Genomic DNA, 17,347 nt, shown 5'->3' with positions numbered 1-17,347 from the left:
CAGCCAAACGGCTGCATAAAGCGGGTGATGACATCGATGGATGAGGTGTTCCGGGCGCTCGCCGACCCCAGCAGGCGCCTGCTGCTCGACAACCTGAACGTCCGCGATGGGCAGACCTTGCGCGAGTTGTGCGCGGGGCTGTCGATGGCGCGGCAGTCGGTCAGCAAGCACCTAGCGGTGCTCGAATCCGCCAACCTCATCACGGTCGTGTGGCGGGGCCGCGAGAAGCTGCACTACCTCAACGCCGAGCCGATCAACGCCATCGCCGACCGCTGGATCAAGCAATACGACCGCGCGCGGGTACACGCCCTTGCAGACCTCAAAACGGTATTGGAGACCGAACAGATGAGCAGCGCCGAATTCGTCTACACCACCTACATCCGGACCACTCCCGAGCGGCTGTGGCAGGCGATCACCGACCCCACCTTCTCGACCCGGTACATGGGACACGCCATGGTCTCCGATTGGCGGAAGGGCTCAACCTACGTCTGGATAACCGACCCCGCCGGACTGGAGATCGCGCACCCCGATCAGGTCATCCTGGAGTCGGACCCGCATCGCAGGCTGGTCTTCACCTTCCACACGTTTGGACCCGAACTGACCGCGGTGGGCCTGGACGAAGAGACCATCGAAAAGGCGGCGGCCGAAAAGCGGTCCCGGGTGTCGTTCGACATCGAACCGGTCGAGAACGGCATGGTCAAGCTGACCGTCATCCACGACGACTTCCCGCCGGAAAGCACTGTCCGCGAACTTATCTCCGGGGGTTGGCCGTGGAGGCTGTCCAACCTCAAGACGGCACTCGAAGCCTCATAGCACCGAAGAAGGAAAGGAGACAGCGCGATGAAAGCACCACCGATCGTGTCCGCGCAGGAGTGGGAGCACGCTGTGGAGGAGATGCTCGTCGAAGAGAAAAAGGTTCAGCGGGCCCGTGATGCACTGGCCGCGCAGCGGCGCCGGATGCCCTGGACGCCGGTGGACAAGGAATACACGTTCGACGGCCCGGACGGCAAGGTGAGCCTGCTCGACCTGTTCGGCGGTCGGCGCCAACTGATCGTGTACCGCGCGTTCATCGAACCGGGCACCGGCGACTGGCCTGAGCACGGCTGCGTGGGTTGCTCGTTGATGGCCGACCATGTGCCGAACCTCGCTCACCTCAACGCGCGGGACACCTCGTTCGTGTATGTCTCCCGCGCATCGCAGGCCGACCTCGAGCGGATGAAGTCCAAGATGGGTTGGCGCCACCCGTGGTTCACGATCACCGACGACTTCGACAAGGATTTCGGGTGCGACGAGTACCACGCCACCAACGCGTTCATCCGCGACGACGACGGCCGCGTGTTCCGCACCTACCGCATCGACGGCCGCGGCGACGAGGTCTTCGTCAACACCTGGAACCTGCTCGACATGACCGCGCTCGGGCGGCAGGAGACCTGGGAGGACTCTCCCGAGGGTTATCCGCAATCTCCGCCCTATGAGTGGTGGATCTGGCACGACACCGGCACCGGTGAATCGTAGGCCGCCTCGCAACGACTGCGCCGATTTCTACACCAGGGTCGTGATCGGTCGAACATCACAGCCCTGGTGCAGAATTCGCGAGCGAGGGCCGCTACGACGGCACGCTGGCCAGCGCCTGCGCGACGCACTCCGCCCAGCGTGTGGCGTCAACGGTTTCGAACGCCGAGTCGCCGCCGAAGGCACTGGAGATCACGACGTCCGGCTCGAGCGTCCCGAGTAGTTCGACACTTCGTCGGAGCTCCCCGGCGTCACCGCGACCGGGCACCAGGAACGTCGACCACGTGCCTTCCTTGGTGGGAAACATGGTGTCGCCGGTGAACAGATATTTCGCCCCGCCCGCTCCGGTCACCAGGTAGCAGGTGCTGCCCGGCGAATGTCCCGGTGTGGGAAGCACTTCCACACCGTTCTCATCGACATGGCGCTCATCGCCCAACGGCACGTCGACGTGACCGTGCGGCGAGATCACCGCCAGCTCGGCCGCGGGCGCATGTAGCCGACGGCCGAACCGCTCGGCGATCCGCGCCAGGTTTGGGCCGGCCTCGTCTTGATGCGAGAGATACTGCGCGCTCACCCCGCCCAGCGCGTCGATCGCCTCGAAGTCTGCTTCGCTGGCGGGGTTGTAGAACAGCACGTTGCCCGTCGGCCCCCGCCACACATAAGCATGCGTGGTCAAACCGGGGAACGGCGAGTCCATTCGGGTCTGGAAGAGGTCGTCGCGAATCTGGGTCAGTGTGTGTGTCGAAGTAGCCATGGCCCCACTCTGCGTCCTCAACCACTGTTGAGGTCAAGGGTCAGATCACGAAGCGGCGGCGGCGATTCGGGCCGCCACACCGGTCGCGACCTGCAGCGCTTGCGGATCCTCGGCGGGAATGTAGCGGTCGGCGAGCGGGTCGTGCGCCGCACCGGCGATCGCCGCGTGGTCGGTGTCGAGTTCCACCAGCTCGACCGGCCACTCGTTCGCGCGCAGTGTCTCGGCGAAGTCGCGGCTGATCGTCACCGGAACGACGTGGTCGCCGATCCCGTGCAGAAGCGTGAACGGCGAACGCGTCAGACCCGTGAGGTCGGTGGGCAGCGGTTCACCGGAAACCGGGTCGGCGACGACGAACGCACCGGCCAGGCATACGGTGTGAGCGAACCGGACGCCGAGCTGGTCGGCGTGCAGCGTCGCCCCCGCTGCGGCAAGCCCGCCCAGCGACCATCCGACGAGCACCAGGGCGTCGGGGTCGGCGCTGCGGGACCGCGCGAATTCGAGCGACCTCAGCAGGTCTGCGCGGCCTCGGTCATCGGCGTTGGAATTCCAGTCCGGCACCATCACCACGAAGCCGTGGCCCGCCAGCCGTTCCGCCAACGGACCCATGGTCGCGCGGGCGTCGGTCTGGGCACCGTGCCACATCAGGGCCGTGCGTGGTGCGTCGTGGTCCCAGACGTCGACGAGTCGGCCCGGGGCGTATTCGGCAGTGTCCATGGGCATGGGCATTCCCCACCGACGCGGTTAACTAACGGACGACCATGCGACGTCTCAGGGCGTCGCGGGTACTGGCGATCAGATATCTCGCCATCGCGGCCTCCACGCTGCGACCGGTCTTGGGCGCGCGGCCCCGGCTGATGCGGTGAATCTGTTCGGTGTACCAGATGGTTTCGGCGGCGCCGGCCAGCCGCGGAATGCGGCCGCGGCGCGGTACGGCGGCGCTGGCCGTCTCGTCGCACACCAACAGGCGCTGCGCGATATCGGTTTCCAGCACCAGCGGTCTGGCCACCCCACAGACGTCGATGGCACCCGACTGCAGCGCCGCCTGCATACCCGCAGCGCTTCGCAGGCCGCCCGTGAGCATCAGCGGCATCCGGGCGCGGGCACGGACCCGCTCGGCGTAGTCGAGAAAGTAGGCTTCGCGTGCGCGCGTCGATTCGCCCGCACCGGTCATCATCGCCGTCGACTCGAATGTGCCGCCCGATATCTCGAGCAGGTCGACACCGGCATCGCCGAGGCTGTCGACAACGGCCATCGATTCGTCTTCGTCGAAGCCGCCGCGCTGGAAGTCCGAGCTGTTGAGCTTGACCGCCACCGGCACCTTCGGTCCGACCGCACCGCGGACCGCGTCGATGACGGCCAGCAGGAAGCGCCTGCGCCGTTCGGGGTCGCCACCCCATGCGTCGTCGCGCTGGTTGGTGAGGGGCGACAGGAACTGCGAGATCAGGTAGCCGTGGGCCGCATGGATCTGCACGCCGTCGAATCCGGCGCGCACCGCGATCTCCGCGCTGCGTGCGAAACGCTGTATCAGCTCCTCGATTTCGGATGCGGCCAACGTTCGTGGCGGGGCGAACCCGCCGCGCAGCGTCGTCATCTCCTGCGCGGACGGCGCCACCGGGTGCCCGGACAGTGTGCGCGGAATCTGGCGGCCCGCATGGTTGAGCTGCATCCAGCAGTGCGCCCCGTCAGCCCGCGCGGCGGTTGCCCAGGTCCGTAGCATCTCGATGTCGCGCTCGTCCTCGAGCACGACCTGACGCGGCTCGGAGACCGCGCTTCGGTCGACGATCACGTTCCCGGTGACGATCAGCCCGCATCCGCTGCGCGCCCAGGTGTCATACAGCCGCACGTGCGCAGGCGTGGGCCGACCTGTGACGGTGGCCAGTTGTTCGCTCATCGCCGCCTTCGCGATGCGGTTGGGCAGCATTGCACCGCAGGGCAATTCGAGTGGCTTTGCGAGCGTCATGCCGGTCGAGTGTACCTCTCGACGAACCGTCGCAGGATCGTCTGAGGATGCCGCACATCCCATTGCCGCGCAGCTTTTTTCAATTCCTCTGCGGATTCCGGTGCGAAGTAGCCGTGGTTCTTGTAGACGGTGATGCGGGTGTGGATGCCGTGGATGTCGAGTTCGGGATGAAACTGTGTGGCGTAGACGTTCTCGCCGACGCGGAATGCCTGCACGAGACAGTCCGGCGAGGACGCCAGGCACGGCACGCCCGGCGGGAGATCGGTGGCCGCCTCTTTGTGCCCGCCGTACGCGTCGAAGGCATCGGGCAGATCGGCGAACAACGGGTCGTCGCGGCCGGCCGCGGTGACGCTGACGCGCACCCCGCCGACCGGTTCGGTATACGTCCGGTCGACGGTTGCCCCGATCACGGTGCCGAGCGTGCCGACACCGTAACAACATCCGAGAAACGGAAAGTCCTGTTCGACCATGCGCTCGATCAACGCCAGCAACTCCGACTCAGCGCGTCGCTGCTCGGGGGACTTGGTGTCGGCCGGGTCGCTGATGTTGTACGGCCCGCCACCCAGGATGACGCCGGACCAGTCGGCGAGGTCGACCGGTCCCATCGGGCGGTGAGTCAACCGGATTCGACGCAGGCTGGTGGTGTCCAGGCCGCCGAACCGCATCATCGCGAGGTATTCGTCGTCGGCGGCTTCGTCTTCACCGCGGACGGACAGCAACAGAAAAGGACGCTGTCCAGAACGCACGACACCCCGCGAGCCGGATGAGCCCGCGGGGTGCCGCACCCGTCTATTGTCGGTCAGGCACCGGTGTTACTGGTGCAGGTCGAACCGATCGTTGTTCATCACCTTCGCCCAGGCGGCCACGAAGTCGTCGACGAACTTCTGCTTGCAGTCCTCCTGTGCGTACACCTCGGCCAGCGCCCGCAGTTGCGAGTTGTGGCCGAACACCAGGTCGTTGGCGGTCGCGGTCCACTTGGTCTGCCCGCTGTCGCGGTCCACACCCTCGTAGACGTTCTCGGCCGTCGAGCCCTTCCACTCGTACCGCATGTCGAGCAGGTTGACGAAGAAGTCGTTCGTCAGCTTGCCCGGCTGGTCGGTCAGCACCCCGTGCTTGGTGCCGCCGTAGTTGGCGCCCAGCGCACGGAGCCCGCCGACCAGCACCGTCATCTCCGGCGCGGTCAGGTTGAGCATGTACGCCCGGTCCACGAGCAGCCGCTCGACCTGCGTCTTCTCGTTGGGCCGGATGTAGTTGCGGAACCCGTCCGCCCGCGGCTCCAGCACCGCGAACGACTCGACGTCGGTCTGCTCCTGCGAGGCGTCCGTGCGTCCCGGCGCGAACGGCACCGTGACGTCGAACCCGGCGTCCCTGGCCGCCTTCTCGACCGCCGCGGAACCGGCCAGCACGATCAGGTCGGCCAGCGAGATCTTCTTGCCGCCGGATGCCGAGCCGTTGAAGTCCTGCTGGATCTTCTCGAGCACCGGCAGCACCTTCGCCAGCTCGGCGGGCTCGTTGACCTCCCAGTTCTTCTGCGGTTCCAGGCGGATGCGCGCACCGTTGGCACCGCCGCGCTTGTCGGTGCCGCGGAAGCTCGCCGCCGCCGCCCACGCCGTCTTGATCAGCTGCGTGTTCGACAGGCCCGACTCGAGAACCTTGGCCTTCAACGATGCGACGTCGGCATCGTCGACCAGCGGATGGTCCACGGCAGGCACCGGGTCCTGCCAGACCCAGGTCTCCTTGGGGACCCACGGCCCGATGTAGCGCGACACCGGGCCCATGTCGCGGTGCAGCAGCTTGAACCACGCCTTGGCGAAGGCGTCGGCCAGCTCCTCGGGATGATCCAACCAGCGCCGGGTGATGTCGGCGTAGATCGGGCTCTCCCGCATCGACAGGTCGGTGACCAGCATGGTGGGCTTGCGCTTCTTGTTCGGGTCGAAGGGCTCGGGGATGACGTCCTCGACGTCCTTGGCGACGTACTGCCAGGCGCCCGCAGGGCTCTTGGTCAGCTCCCATTCGTAGCCGTACAGCGTTTCCAGGAACGTGTTGTCCCACTTGGTCGGCGTCGGCGTCCACACGACCTCGAGTCCGCTGACGATCGCGTCGGCGCCCTTACCCGAGCCGAAGGAGCTCTTCCAACCCAGCTGCTGCTGCTCGATCGGCGCGGCCTCGGGTTCGGGACCCACCAGGTCGGCGTCGCCGGCACCGTGGGTCTTGCCGAACGTGTGCCCGCCGACGATCAGGGCGGCGGTCTCCTCGTCGTTCATCGCCATGCGGCCGAACGTCTCGCGGATGTCGATGGCCGCCTTGATCGGATCCGGTTCGCCTTCCGGACCCTCCGGATTGACGTAGATCAGGCCCATGGTCGTCGCGCCGAACGGCTCGGCCAGATCACGCTCACCGGAGTAGCGCTTGTCGGTACCCAGCCAGGTGTCCTCGAAGCCCCACAGGGTCTCCTCGGGCTCCCAGATGTCCTCGCGACCGAACGCGAAGCCGGCGGTCTTGAAGCCCATGTCCTCCAGGGCCACGTTGCCGGCCAACACCAGCAGGTCGGCCCAGGACAGCCTGCGCCCGTACTTCTGCTTGATCGGCCACAGCAGCCGGCGGGCCTTGTCCAGGCCGGCGTTGTCCGGCCAGCTGTTGATCGGCGCGAAGCGCTGGGCGCCCTGCCCGCCGCCGCCGCGGCCGTCGTGGATGCGGTAGGTGCCGGCGGAGTGCCAGCTCATCCGGATCATCAGGCCGCCGTAGTGGCCGTAGTCGGCGGGCCACCAGTCCTGCGAGGTCTTCAGCACCTCGGCGATGTCACGCTTGAGCGCGTCGAAGTCGAGCTTCTTGACCTCCTCGCGATAGTTGAAATCTGCTCCCAGCGGGTTGGCCTTCTCCGTCTGGGCGTGCAGCACGGAGACGTCGACCTGGTTGGGCCACCAGTCCTGGTTGCGAAGTGGAGCACCGGCCTTCGGTGTCGGAGACGGGATCGCCGGGTTTTCACTTTCGCTGGTGCTCTGAGTCTTGTCCGCTGAATGAGGTGGGCGAGCTTCGGATGTCACAACTTTCCTTCCGGTGGGGTTATCGGGCTGTGATCACGGTTGTGATCGGGAAACATGTGAGATCGAGCATTCAGGGCACAGACCCCAGTAGATGACTTCCGCTTCATCGAGGACGAAGCCGTCGAGCGTGCCGTCGTCGGACGGCGTGAGACAGGGTGCGCCGCCCACGGCGCAGTCGACGTCGGCAATGACACCGCAGGACCGGCACACGATGTGGTGGTGGTTGTCGCCGACCCGCGACTCGTAGCGCGCGACCGAACCGGACGGCTGAATCTTGCGCACCAGCCCGGCACCGGTCAGAGCGGCCAGCACGTCGTACACGGCCTGTCGGGACACATCCGGCAACAACTCGCGCACGGCGCCGAAGATCGTCTCGGTGTCGGCGTGTGGACGCGCATACACCGCCTCGACCACCGCCAACCGCGGGCGGGTTACGCGCAGGCCAGCCCTCCGGAGCTGATCGGCGTAATCCGGCGTAGAGGACACACACCCAATATGCCGCCGTATCTGGAATGAGTCAAGAGTTGATCTGCGGGGAGTCGCGCCGCGGCGGCGCGCAACGCCGCACCGAACGCTGATTGCTGGTGTCGTCAAAGCACCCGGTTACCAATGATTTTCGCCTTCACCGCGGTCGCCGCGCCGGTTTCCGGTGCCGCGATCATGACCCCGGCGCTGGTACCCTGCGAAGCTGCTGTCAGGTGGCGCGGGGGAGGCGCCGACCGGCAGCCATCGCTCGAATGAACACCCGTCCGTCCTCGCGAAGAGAGTCTTGTGCGCAGCGGAGAGATCAGAGCCCTGTCTGGTCTGCGCATCGTCGCTGCCGTATGGGTGGTGCTGTTTCACTTCCGTCCGCTGCTCGAGCAGGCCGCGCCCGGATTCCGGACGGCGCTGGCGCCCCTGCTCGACTGCGGCGCCCAGGGCGTCGATCTGTTCTTCATCCTCAGCGGCTTCGTACTGACCTACAACTACCTGGACCGCATGGGGCAGACGTGGTCATTGCGGTCGACGCTGCACTTCCTGTGGCTCCGGTTGGCCCGGGTGTGGCCGGTGTACCTGGTGACCATGCACCTGGCGGCGCTGTGGATCATCTTCACACTCAACATCGGGCATGTGCCGTCGCCCGCTGCCGAGTCGCTCACGGCGATCAACTACATCCGTCAGTTCCTGCTCGTGCAGCTGTGGTTCCAGCCGTTCTTCGATGGTTCGAGCTGGGACGGTCCGGCTTGGTCGATCAGCGCCGAGTGGTTGGCCTACCTGCTGTTCGCGGGCCTGGTGCTGATCGTCTTCCGCGTCGCCCGGTCGACCAGGGCGCGCGGCTTGTTCCTTCTGGCGGTCGCCGCCGCGATGCCGCCGGTCCTGCTGCTGCTGGCGACGGGGCAGTTCTATACGCCGTGGAGCTGGCTGCCGCGGATCGTCATGCAGTTCACCGCGGGCGCGCTGCTGTGCGCCGCGGTCGTCAAGTTGCAGCCCTCGGAGCGGGCGCGGCGCCTCGCCGGCTACGCGGCCGTGCTGTTGGCGGGCGGGATCGTCGGCAGCCTCTATCTGTTCGACGCGTATCCGCTGGCGAAGATCCCCGATTCCAACGGGCTGGTCGACGTGCTGTTCGTGCCGTTGGTGTTGACGCTGGCGGTCGGGGCGGGCACCCTGCCGGGGCTGCTGTCGATCGGGCCGATGGTCTACCTCGGGCGCATCTCGTTCAGTCTCTACATGGTGCACGAGCTGGTCCACACCACGTGGAACTGGATGGTGGACCAGTTCGAGCTGCGCTTGCTCGCCGACCTCAACGGCAAGCTGACCCTGTTGGCAATCATCGGCGTCGCGTTCGCCGGCGCGGTGCTGCTCTACCATCTCGTCGAGGAACCTGCCCGCCGGTGGATGCGCAGCATGATGAAAGACAACGAGCGGGCGCGCAGGGATTCGGCGCCCGGCAAGCTCGCGCCGATCCACGTGCAGCGCGAAGAGCGGGCCACAACGGTTTCCGCCCGCGCGGTGTGATCAAGGTTCGCGTGTTCCCGCCATACGCTGTACCGGTGAGACGTCTGGTCACCGTCATTACCGCGCTCGCGCTGCTGGCCGGCTTGGGCTGCCCGCGGCCGGCACAGGTCAGTCACAAGGAGATCGTCGCGCTGAACGTCGCGCTGAACCGCGTTGCGGTGATCAGCGACTCCTACACCACGGGCGGTGACGAGGGCGGTCTGGGGGAGAAGGGCTGGACCACCCGCGCCTGGCAGATGCTCGCCCAGCAGGGCATCGCCACCACCGCCGACGTCGGCGCCGAGGGCGGGGCCGGGTACGGGACCCGGGGTAACCGCGGCAACTTGTTCGAGGACCTGACCGCCGCGACGGTAGAACCCGACGACACGCTGGTGATCTTCTTCGGCTCGCGAAACGACAAGGATGTCAACCCCGCTCAGCTGTCGATCCTGGTGTACGGCACGTTCCAGTTGGCCCGCCGCATCGCGCCTTCGGCGAAGATGTTGGTGATCGGTCCGGCGTGGCCCACCGCGGACCCGCCCGGGCAGATCCTGCGGATTCGCGACATCCTCGGCTATCAGGCCGGGTTGGCCGGTGCGACGTTCGTCGACCCGATCGATGCGGCCTGGTTCGCCGGACAGCCGGGGTTGATCGGCGCCGACGGCGTGCACCCCACCGATGCCGGACACGTCTACATGGCGGAGAAGATCGCGCCGCTGATCCGGGCTCAACTGCCGAGGAGGGTGTGACGGATGACGCTCCGGGCCCCGCTGTACCGGCTGCTGACCCGGCTGATGTCGCTGCGGGTCATCGTGATCGTGGCGGCGCTGTCCGTGGTCGCCCTGGTGATCACGCTCGGCGCGTGGGTCTGGTTCGGAGTGACCAACGACCAGTACAGCCAGCTCGACCGGCGCCTCGATTCGGTGAGCAGCCTCGGCGACATCGGGGCGATGCTGCGCTCGACGCAAGACGACGACGCCGCCGCCCCGGTGCCCAGCGGTGGCCTGGTGCGCACCGCCCGGGTGGGCGACGCCACCGTGTCGGTTCCACCCGATATCGTGCTGCCGCACTTCGACGTCGGCTACACCGACACCACCATCGACGGTGTCGAGTACCGGGTGCGCACTTTCGCCGCGGGAGATGCGACGATCGCGGTCGGCGCGCCGCTGGCCGACACCCAGCGCCGCATCGACGAACTGCACCGGCGGGTCCTGCTGATCTGCGGCGGGGTCATCGTCGGCACCGTGCTGGTCGGTTGGGTGATGTGGTTGATCATGATCAACCCGTTCCGGCTGCTGGCCCAGCAGGCCCGCGCCATCAACGCGCAGTCGGCTCCCGACGAGGTGCAGGTGCGGGGCGTGCAGGAGGCCGTGGAGATCGCCGAGGCGGTCGAGGGCATGCTCGCCCGCATCGGTGACGAGCAGCAGCGCACCAAGGCGGCGCTGGAGTCGGCCCGCGACTTCGCCGCGGTGGCCTCCCACGAGTTGCGCACCCCGTTGACCGCGATGCGAACGAACCTCGAGGTGTTGTCCACGCTGGAGATGCGTCCGGACCAGCGCGACGAGTTGATCGCCGACGTGATGCGCACGCAGAGCCGCATCGAGGCCACCCTCACCGCGCTGGAGCGCCTGGCGCAGGGCGAGTTGACGACGGTGGACGACTTCGTGCCGTTCGACATCACCGAACTGCTCGACCGTGAGGCGCACGACGCGAGGCGCAACTACCCGGGTGTCGACGTGTCGTTGGCGTCGTCGACCACGGTGCTGATGGTCGGGCTTCCCGCCGGGCTGCGGCTGGTCATCGACAACGCGATCGCCAACGCGATCAAACACGGCGGCGCCACCGAAATCCGGCTCAACGCAATCACTTCCGGCGAGGGCGTGGAGATCACCGTGGACGACAACGGCGCCGGCGTTCCAGAGGAGGAGCGCGCGGCGGTGTTTCAGCGGTTCTCGAGGGGGTCGACGGCGGCGAGGTCGGGTTCGGGGCTCGGTCTCGCCCTGGTGGCCCAGCAGGCCGAGATCCACGGCGGAACGGCAACGTTGGAGGCCAGCCCGCTCGGCGGTGCACGGCTGGTCCTGCGGTTGCCGGGTCCGCGTTGACCAACTCCAACCCAAGCAAACATTTCGTAGGTGTTCGAAACGACCGCCCCAACCCCGCGATATGGCATATGTCGGCCGACCCGAATTCACCACAAGCTAATTAGCGCAGCGTCACTGATCTGGTGCACCAACGGATTTTTTGACGGTTTTGTGAAATTTCTGTGTTGATCATGGAAATCGCCGGGTATCCGAGCCGCACTTGACAGGTTGACGCAACAGCCGTCTTCAGCAACGCCGGGGGGCACAGTGAGAGGAACTGGCGATGACGAACCAAGGCTTGACACCTGAAGAGCTTGCGGCGGAAACGGCCGTCGCGCTTCCGGACAAAGAGGTGGTGTCCATCCTCGATCTCGACGTCGACGTCGACGTCTTTCTCGACGTCGCGTCACCGATCGATCTCGCGGTGGCGGCCCAGCTCAACGTCGGCGCGCCGATCGACGCCGCGGCGGGCGCGAACGTGCTGTCGTTCAATTCGACCGCCGGCGCCATGGTCGAGCAGACGGCCCAAGTCGACCAGATCATCGAGGCCGACGCGTTCGCCGTGGCCGACCAGGACAGCGCGATCGACCAGAGCGACGTCACCGACGGCGATCCCACGACGCCCGATGACGACGACGACGGCAACGTGGAAGTCGGGAACCTGGCGACCTTGCAGGGCCCGTTGCTGGACGTGGACGTCAACGTCGATGTCGACACCGACCTCACGGCCCCGATCGCAGGCGCCGTGGCCGCCAACGCCAATGTGGCCGCGCCTATCAGCGCGGCGGTGGCCGCCAACGTTCTGTCGATCAACTCCGATGCGGACGCGATCGCGGTCCAAGACGCCGTGATCAACCAGGAGTTGCGCGGCACGACGAGCGCCGAGGCGATCCAGGTGTCCGACGTTGTCCAGGGCACCGCGCAGCCTGACACCGACACTTCCACCGGAACGACGGACGGTGAAACCGCCGGCACGGCAAGCGCCACCGGCGGTGCTGACGGCGACTCCGGCGGTGACAGCTCCGCTTCCGGCGGTGACAGCAGCGGTTCCGGCGGCGGCTCAACCGGCTGAGCCCGCGCGACCGTGCGCTGAAATCCCGCTGGACCGTGGGGAGTACCGACGTGACTGTGACGACCGAGGGCGCGGGGGCAACGCGAACCGCGCCGCGCCGCGCCGACGGTGTCGAGCTGATCGGAGAACTCGCGGGTTCCGGTCACCGGGTCGCGCCCGCACTCGTGCGTCGCGCTGACGGTCAGACGGTGGCGCTGACACCGTTGTTGTACGCGATGCTTCGCGAGCTCGACGGTAGCCGCACACCTGCCGACATAGCCGAGGCCGTATCGGGTTCGACCGGGCGTGCCGTCAGTGAGGACAACGTCTGCCAGCTCATCGAGCAACGGTTGGCACCTTTGGGGCTGACCGTTCTACCCGACGGCAGCGAGCCCCAGGTGCAGAAGCGAGATCCGTTGCTGGGATTGAAGTTCCGGCATGTGATCACCGACCCTGCCCGGACCCGGCGCCTTACCGATCCGTTCCGGTTCCTGTTCCGAACGTGGATGGTCGTCGCGATTCTGGTGGCGTTCGCGGTCGTGTGCTGGTGGGTGTGCTTCCACAAAGGCCTCGCCGCGGCCGCCTACGACGCGTTCGAACGCCCGGGGCTGCTGATCCTGGTGTTCGTCGTGACCGTGCTTTCGGCGGGCTTCCACGAGTTCGGTCACGCCGCCGCCGCCCGATACGGCGGCGCCACCCCCGGCGTCATGGGCTTCGGCCTGTACCTGGTATGGCCGGCGTTCTACACCGACGTCACGGACTCCTACCGGCTCAGCCGAAAGGGTCGGCTGCGCACGGACCTCGGCGGCCTGTACTTCAACGCCGTTGTCGCGGTCGCGATCACGGCCCTGTGGTTGGGGCTTCGCTACGACGCGTTGCTGCTGGTCGTCGCCACCCAGATCATCCAGATGGTCCGCCAGCTCACCCCGCTGGTCAGGTTCGACGGCTACCACGTGCTGGCCGACCTCACCGGTGTGCCCGACTTGTACGGACGCATCAAGCCGACGCTGCTGGGCATGTTGCCGTGGCGGTGGGGCGAGCCGCAGGCGAACCAACTCAAATGGTGGGCCCGCGTGGTGGTGACGGCCTGGGTGATCGTCGTGGTCCCGTTGTTGATCGGCATGCTGACGCTGGCGATCGTGGCGCTGCCGCGTCTGCTGGCTTCGGCCTGGGCGAGCCTGAACAGACAGCATGACGTCCTGAGCAGCGCCTGGGTCGACGGCGACATGGTGCAGGTCATTGCCCGGGTGCTGGCGATGGTCGCGATCGTCATCCCGATGGCCGCCATCATCTACCTGCTGGTGCGGGTGGGGCGTCGTATCTGTGCCACCGCATGGCAGGGCACTGCGGGCAAGCCGGTGAAACGCGCGCTGGTCGGAGTGCTCGGCGCCGCCGCGCTGGCCGGTATCGCCTACGCCTGGTTCCCGAACGAGCAGAACTATCAACCGATCCAGGCGTCGGATCGCGGCACGATCAGCGACATCGTCTACGCGCTGCGGGTCGAGACGATGGGGGAGCGGCAGCGGCGCGCTGTCGAAGATTCGCCGCACCCGGTCGCGGTGACCCGGCCGCTGGCAGCGGGTCAGCGCGGCGTCATGAATGCGCTGTGGGACACCCGCACACCGCCGCCGACGTTCCGCTCGCCACAGCTTGCCGTCATCGTCGTTCCGCGGACCGTGAGCGCCGCCGCCAACGGCGGCGGGTACGCGCCCGCGGCAGCCACCCCGGGCGCCGCCGACGACGTGGGCTGGGTCTTCCCGTTCGACAAGCCGATCGCCCCCGAGCCCGGCGACGGCAACAACCAGGCACTCGCGGTGAACACCACCGACGGCACCATCGTCTACGACACCGCGTTCGCCCTCGTCTGGACCACCGACGAGGAGTACGCGATGAACATCAACGAGGCGCACGCGTACGCGTCCTGCAATTCCTGCGCGGCGGTGGCCGTCTCCTATCAGGTGGTCTTCGTCGTCGACCAGGACGAGACCAACGACAACGTCGCGGTGCCGCAGAACTTGTCGGGCGCCCTGAACTACGAGTGCGTCAACTGCATGACGGTGTCGATGGCCAGGCAGCTGTTCGTCACGCTCGACGAAGATCTTTCACCCGAGGCGAAGGCCGAGCTCGAGGCGCTGTGGGAGGAGATCGACCGCTTCGGTGACGACATCGCCGCCGGCCAAGTGCCGTTGAACGAAATCGACGGCCGGCTCGACGAATACACCACCGAGATCATGTGGATCGTCGAGACAGACCAGCCGGGCACCTTCGCGTCGCTCACGCCGACGACCGCCCCGCCGACTCCGACTCCGGTCACAGCCGAAGAGCCGCTTCCCTCGGCGACCAGCCCACCGCCCAGCAGCGCCACCCCGGAGCCGACAGCGACATCTGCAACCGAGTCCACCGAAAGTACGTCCGAGGAAGCTACTTCCGGCCCGACAGCGACGACCGAGCCGACACCGGCCGATGATCCGCTGCCGAGCGAACCGACCGAAAGCACCGCGGTCGAAGATTCCACCACGACAACGGATTCGACGTCGGATGGCACCACCACCGATGCAACGCCATCAGACGACACCGGCTCGGACAGCACGGACTCCGACGCCTCGGCGTCCGACGGATCGGGCTCTGACGGAACGGCGTAGCGTCAGCTTCTGGGCTGATCCTCCTTGCGGATGAGCCGCTGCAGAGCTTCGCGGTCCGGCGCCAGCAGCTCCTTGATCCGGGGCTGGTTCACTTCGGCGACGATGATCTCGCCGACTTCCTGGTGCACGTCGCTGAAGATGCCGTGCGACTTCATCTTCTCGGTTTGGTAGATGTTGTCCTCGGTGGGCGTGACGTAGTAGACGACCTCGGCCTTGAAGCGGTGGATCAGCCACAGATGGATGATGTCCATCAGCCGCTTCTGCCGCAGCTTCTCGGCGAAGGTGTTCTGATCGCGCACCGTCAGGATGCTGCGCCCGTGCCGGTCCTTGATCGGATCGACGATCGCGTTCGCGACCTTCTCGCCTTGCCCGTCCTCGCGTTCGCCGTAGATCCCGAGTTCCAGCACGTCGGAGCCCGGCCGGGTGGGACGCAACTGAACCCGCAGCGTCTCTTCGAGCTGGTAGTGCTTGCCCCACAAGGCCAGCCATTCCTCCAGCAGCTTCTTGGGCACCTCGGTCTGCACGAGGTGCTGGTGCTGGGTGGAGCCCTTGCCCATGGCCTTCGTGGTCGCCGTGCGGCCCGACGATGCAGCCAGCGCGGCGTCGCTGCGCGGCCCGCCGACCAGCGTTTGCGGTGTGCGGTAAGGCGATTCGACCAACCGCATCTTTCGCTGCAGCCGCGCCAGCGCCAACATGCCGTCCTGCTTGAGCGCGGTCGCGAACTCCTCGGCCGCCACCCCGTCGACCTGGTGTCCGCCGTAGGTGATGAAGTTGAAGACGAAACCCATCTTCGCCAGTTCCTCAGGGAAGGCCCGCATTTCGTCGTCGGTCATCCCGGTGGTGTCCCAGTTGAACGAGGGGGACAGGTTATAGGCCAGCATCTTTTCGGGGAACTCGGCGTGGATCGCCTCGGCGAACTCCCGCGCATCGGCCAGGTCGGCGGTCTTGGTCTCCATCCACAGAATGTCGGCGAACGGTGCTGCGGCCAGCGACTTGGCGATCGCGTACGGGATGCCGCCGCGGACCTGGTAGTAGCCCTCCGGCGTCTTGGCCAGCTCGCAGTCCCATCCGACGGCTGCGCCGATTTCGCGGGCCTTTTCGCGCGCGTTGTACAGGGGTGCGCGCGCCGCGAACGCGCGCCAGTCGTCGACGCTCATGTCGAGCTGTTCGCCTTCGCTCTGCCGGAAGTCGAGTAGCTCGGCCACCGCCTCGCCGTACGTCATCAGCCCGGCATCCATCTGCCAGGCGTCGACAAACTGCGACTCCACCTGGTCGAACACCGCGTCGATCGACTGCTGCGGATCGCTCTGGTAGGTCGAGGCCGCCTCGGCGACGGCGTCGGCGATGCCGTGGTGCGCCAACCAGGAGTTCGCGGTCTCGTATTCGCCTTCGGGCAGCGCGTAGAGCAGGTGACCGTTGAGTTCGGTGACGCCCAACTCGTAGAAGCGCCGCATCATCGCCAGGTAGCACGCCTTGTACGACGGGATCCTCAGGTTGGTGACTCCCAGCAGGAACGGTTGGTCCCGTTCGTCGGCGCGGCTGTCGATCAGGTTCGCCGCTTCGGCGTCCGTGCGGGCCACGATGATGCCGGGCACGCCCATCACGTCGAGCTGGAAGCGGGCGGTGTTCAGCCGCTTGATCTGCTCGTCCGACGGCACCAGCACCTTGCCGCCCTGGTGACCGCACTTCTTGGTGCCCGGACGCTGGTCTTCGATGTGATAGCCGGGCACGCCGGCCTCGACGAACCGACGGATCAGGTTGCGCACGTGCGGATCTCCGCCGTGGCCGGTGTCGGCATCGGCGATGATGAACGGGCGGAAATCCGTCGGGGGTGTGCCGGCGCGTTGCTCTTCGGTCATCTGCAGCCGCAAGTACTGCTGGTTGCGGTCGGCGGTCAGCAGGGCCCGCACCAGCCCCGCCGCCTCCTCGGGCACCTGGCTCAGCGGGTAGCTGGCCAGATCGGGGCCAGGGTCCTCGGTGGTGGACCCCTTGGCCGACGTGGCCCAGCCACCGAGATAGATCCCCTCGATGCCGGTGCGCTTCATCGCCACCGCCTGGCCCGGCGAGTACGGGCCGAAGGTGGTGATGCTCTTCTTCTGGGCGAACAGTTCGCGCAGCCGGGCGTAGAACGCCGTCGCCGCTTCCCGCGCGATGATGTAGTCGGACGGGATCGTGCCGCGCTGCTCGACGACCTGGCGGGCCGTGTAGAGCCGGATTATCCCTTCGAATCGTGGGCTGTCGAAGTATTTCTGAGTGGCGGCAACGGCGCGCTCGAACGGCGTCTGCGGCGCTGCATCCGCTTCCATGATGGCCATGAATTCAGCGTACG

At 67.0% G+C, this 17,347-nt stretch carries 14 protein-coding genes; 7 read left to right on the top strand and 7 right to left on the bottom strand.

Annotated elements, in window-relative coordinates:
• Positions 1-36: 36 nt before the first annotated feature.
• Positions 37-813 (top strand): ArsR/SmtB family transcription factor, encoded by a 777-nt coding sequence (locus tag G6N28_RS23080; protein ID WP_163906568.1) that lies wholly within the window; start codon positions 37-39, stop codon positions 811-813.
• Positions 814-840: 27 nt separating this feature from the next.
• Positions 841-1,515 carry a DUF899 domain-containing protein gene (locus G6N28_RS23075; protein WP_163904375.1) on the top strand — a complete coding sequence of 225 codons (675 nt, stop codon included), beginning with the start codon at positions 841-843 and terminating at the stop codon, positions 1,513-1,515.
• A gap of 91 nt (positions 1,516-1,606) precedes the next feature.
• On the opposite strand, the gene G6N28_RS23070 is transcribed toward G6N28_RS23075, so the two are convergent.
• The 6 genes from G6N28_RS23070 to G6N28_RS23045 are packed head-to-tail and all read right to left on the bottom strand — an operon-like array spanning position 1,607 to position 7,756.
• Positions 1,607-2,266, bottom strand: coding sequence for an MBL fold metallo-hydrolase (locus G6N28_RS23070; RefSeq protein WP_163904373.1), 660 nt, complete (start codon positions 2,264-2,266; stop codon positions 1,607-1,609).
• A 45-nt stretch (positions 2,267-2,311) separates the two neighbouring features.
• Positions 2,312-2,980: an alpha/beta hydrolase family protein gene (locus G6N28_RS23065; protein WP_163906567.1), complete on the bottom strand. Its 669-nt coding sequence runs from the start codon at positions 2,978-2,980 to the stop codon at positions 2,312-2,314.
• A gap of 31 nt (positions 2,981-3,011) precedes the next feature.
• Positions 3,012-4,226 carry an NADH:flavin oxidoreductase/NADH oxidase family protein gene (locus G6N28_RS23060; RefSeq protein ID WP_163904371.1) on the bottom strand — a complete coding sequence of 405 codons (1,215 nt, stop codon included), beginning with the start codon at positions 4,224-4,226 and terminating at the stop codon, positions 3,012-3,014.
• On the bottom strand, positions 4,223-5,011 hold the full coding sequence (locus tag G6N28_RS23055; protein ID WP_163904369.1) for a glutamine amidotransferase: 789 nt from the start codon (positions 5,009-5,011) through the stop codon (positions 4,223-4,225). Before G6N28_RS23055 ends, G6N28_RS23060 begins: the two co-directional genes overlap by 4 nt.
• Before the next feature lie 27 nt (positions 5,012-5,038).
• Positions 5,039-7,270 (bottom strand): catalase/peroxidase HPI, encoded by a 2,232-nt coding sequence (gene katG, locus G6N28_RS23050; RefSeq protein WP_163904367.1) that lies wholly within the window; start codon positions 7,268-7,270, stop codon positions 5,039-5,041.
• Positions 7,271-7,303: 33 nt separating this feature from the next.
• Positions 7,304-7,756: a Fur family transcriptional regulator gene (locus G6N28_RS23045; RefSeq protein ID WP_163904365.1), complete on the bottom strand. Its 453-nt coding sequence runs from the start codon at positions 7,754-7,756 to the stop codon at positions 7,304-7,306.
• 285 nt (positions 7,757-8,041) lie between these two features.
• On the opposite strand from G6N28_RS23045, the gene G6N28_RS23040 reads away from it, so the two are divergent.
• From G6N28_RS23040 to G6N28_RS23020, 5 genes are all read left to right on the top strand, one after another.
• Positions 8,042-9,265, top strand: a complete 1,224-nt coding sequence (locus tag G6N28_RS23040; RefSeq protein ID WP_163904363.1) for an acyltransferase family protein — start codon at positions 8,042-8,044, stop codon at positions 9,263-9,265.
• 35 nt (positions 9,266-9,300) lie between these two features.
• Complete coding sequence (locus G6N28_RS23035) at positions 9,301-9,993, top strand: Rv0518 family GDSL lipase (RefSeq protein ID WP_163904361.1); 693 nt, start codon at positions 9,301-9,303, stop codon at positions 9,991-9,993.
• A 3-nt stretch (positions 9,994-9,996) separates the two neighbouring features.
• Complete coding sequence (locus tag G6N28_RS23030; RefSeq protein WP_163904359.1) at positions 9,997-11,346, top strand: sensor histidine kinase; 1,350 nt, start codon at positions 9,997-9,999, stop codon at positions 11,344-11,346.
• 262 nt (positions 11,347-11,608) lie between these two features.
• Complete coding sequence (locus G6N28_RS23025; RefSeq protein WP_163904357.1) at positions 11,609-12,397, top strand: peptidoglycan-binding protein; 789 nt, start codon at positions 11,609-11,611, stop codon at positions 12,395-12,397.
• 50 nt (positions 12,398-12,447) lie between these two features.
• The gene (locus G6N28_RS23020) at positions 12,448-15,018 is read left to right on the top strand and encodes a M50 family metallopeptidase (protein ID WP_235674668.1); all 2,571 of its coding nucleotides are present in this window, start codon (positions 12,448-12,450) and stop codon (positions 15,016-15,018) included.
• Between the two features lie 2 nt (positions 15,019-15,020).
• Here the strand turns inward: G6N28_RS23020 and aceA are convergent, their stop codons facing one another.
• A complete protein-coding gene (gene aceA / locus G6N28_RS23015; RefSeq protein WP_163904354.1) occupies positions 15,021-17,333 on the bottom strand; it encodes an isocitrate lyase ICL2 in 2,313 nt (770 codons plus the stop codon).
• Positions 17,334-17,347 lie beyond the last annotated feature (14 nt).

Source organism: Mycolicibacterium pulveris (assembly GCF_010725725.1).
Lineage (GTDB): Bacteria > Actinomycetota > Actinomycetes > Mycobacteriales > Mycobacteriaceae > Mycobacterium > Mycobacterium pulveris.
The sequence above is the reverse complement of the archived record's forward strand: the minus strand, read 5'-3'. Positions and strand labels throughout refer to the sequence as shown.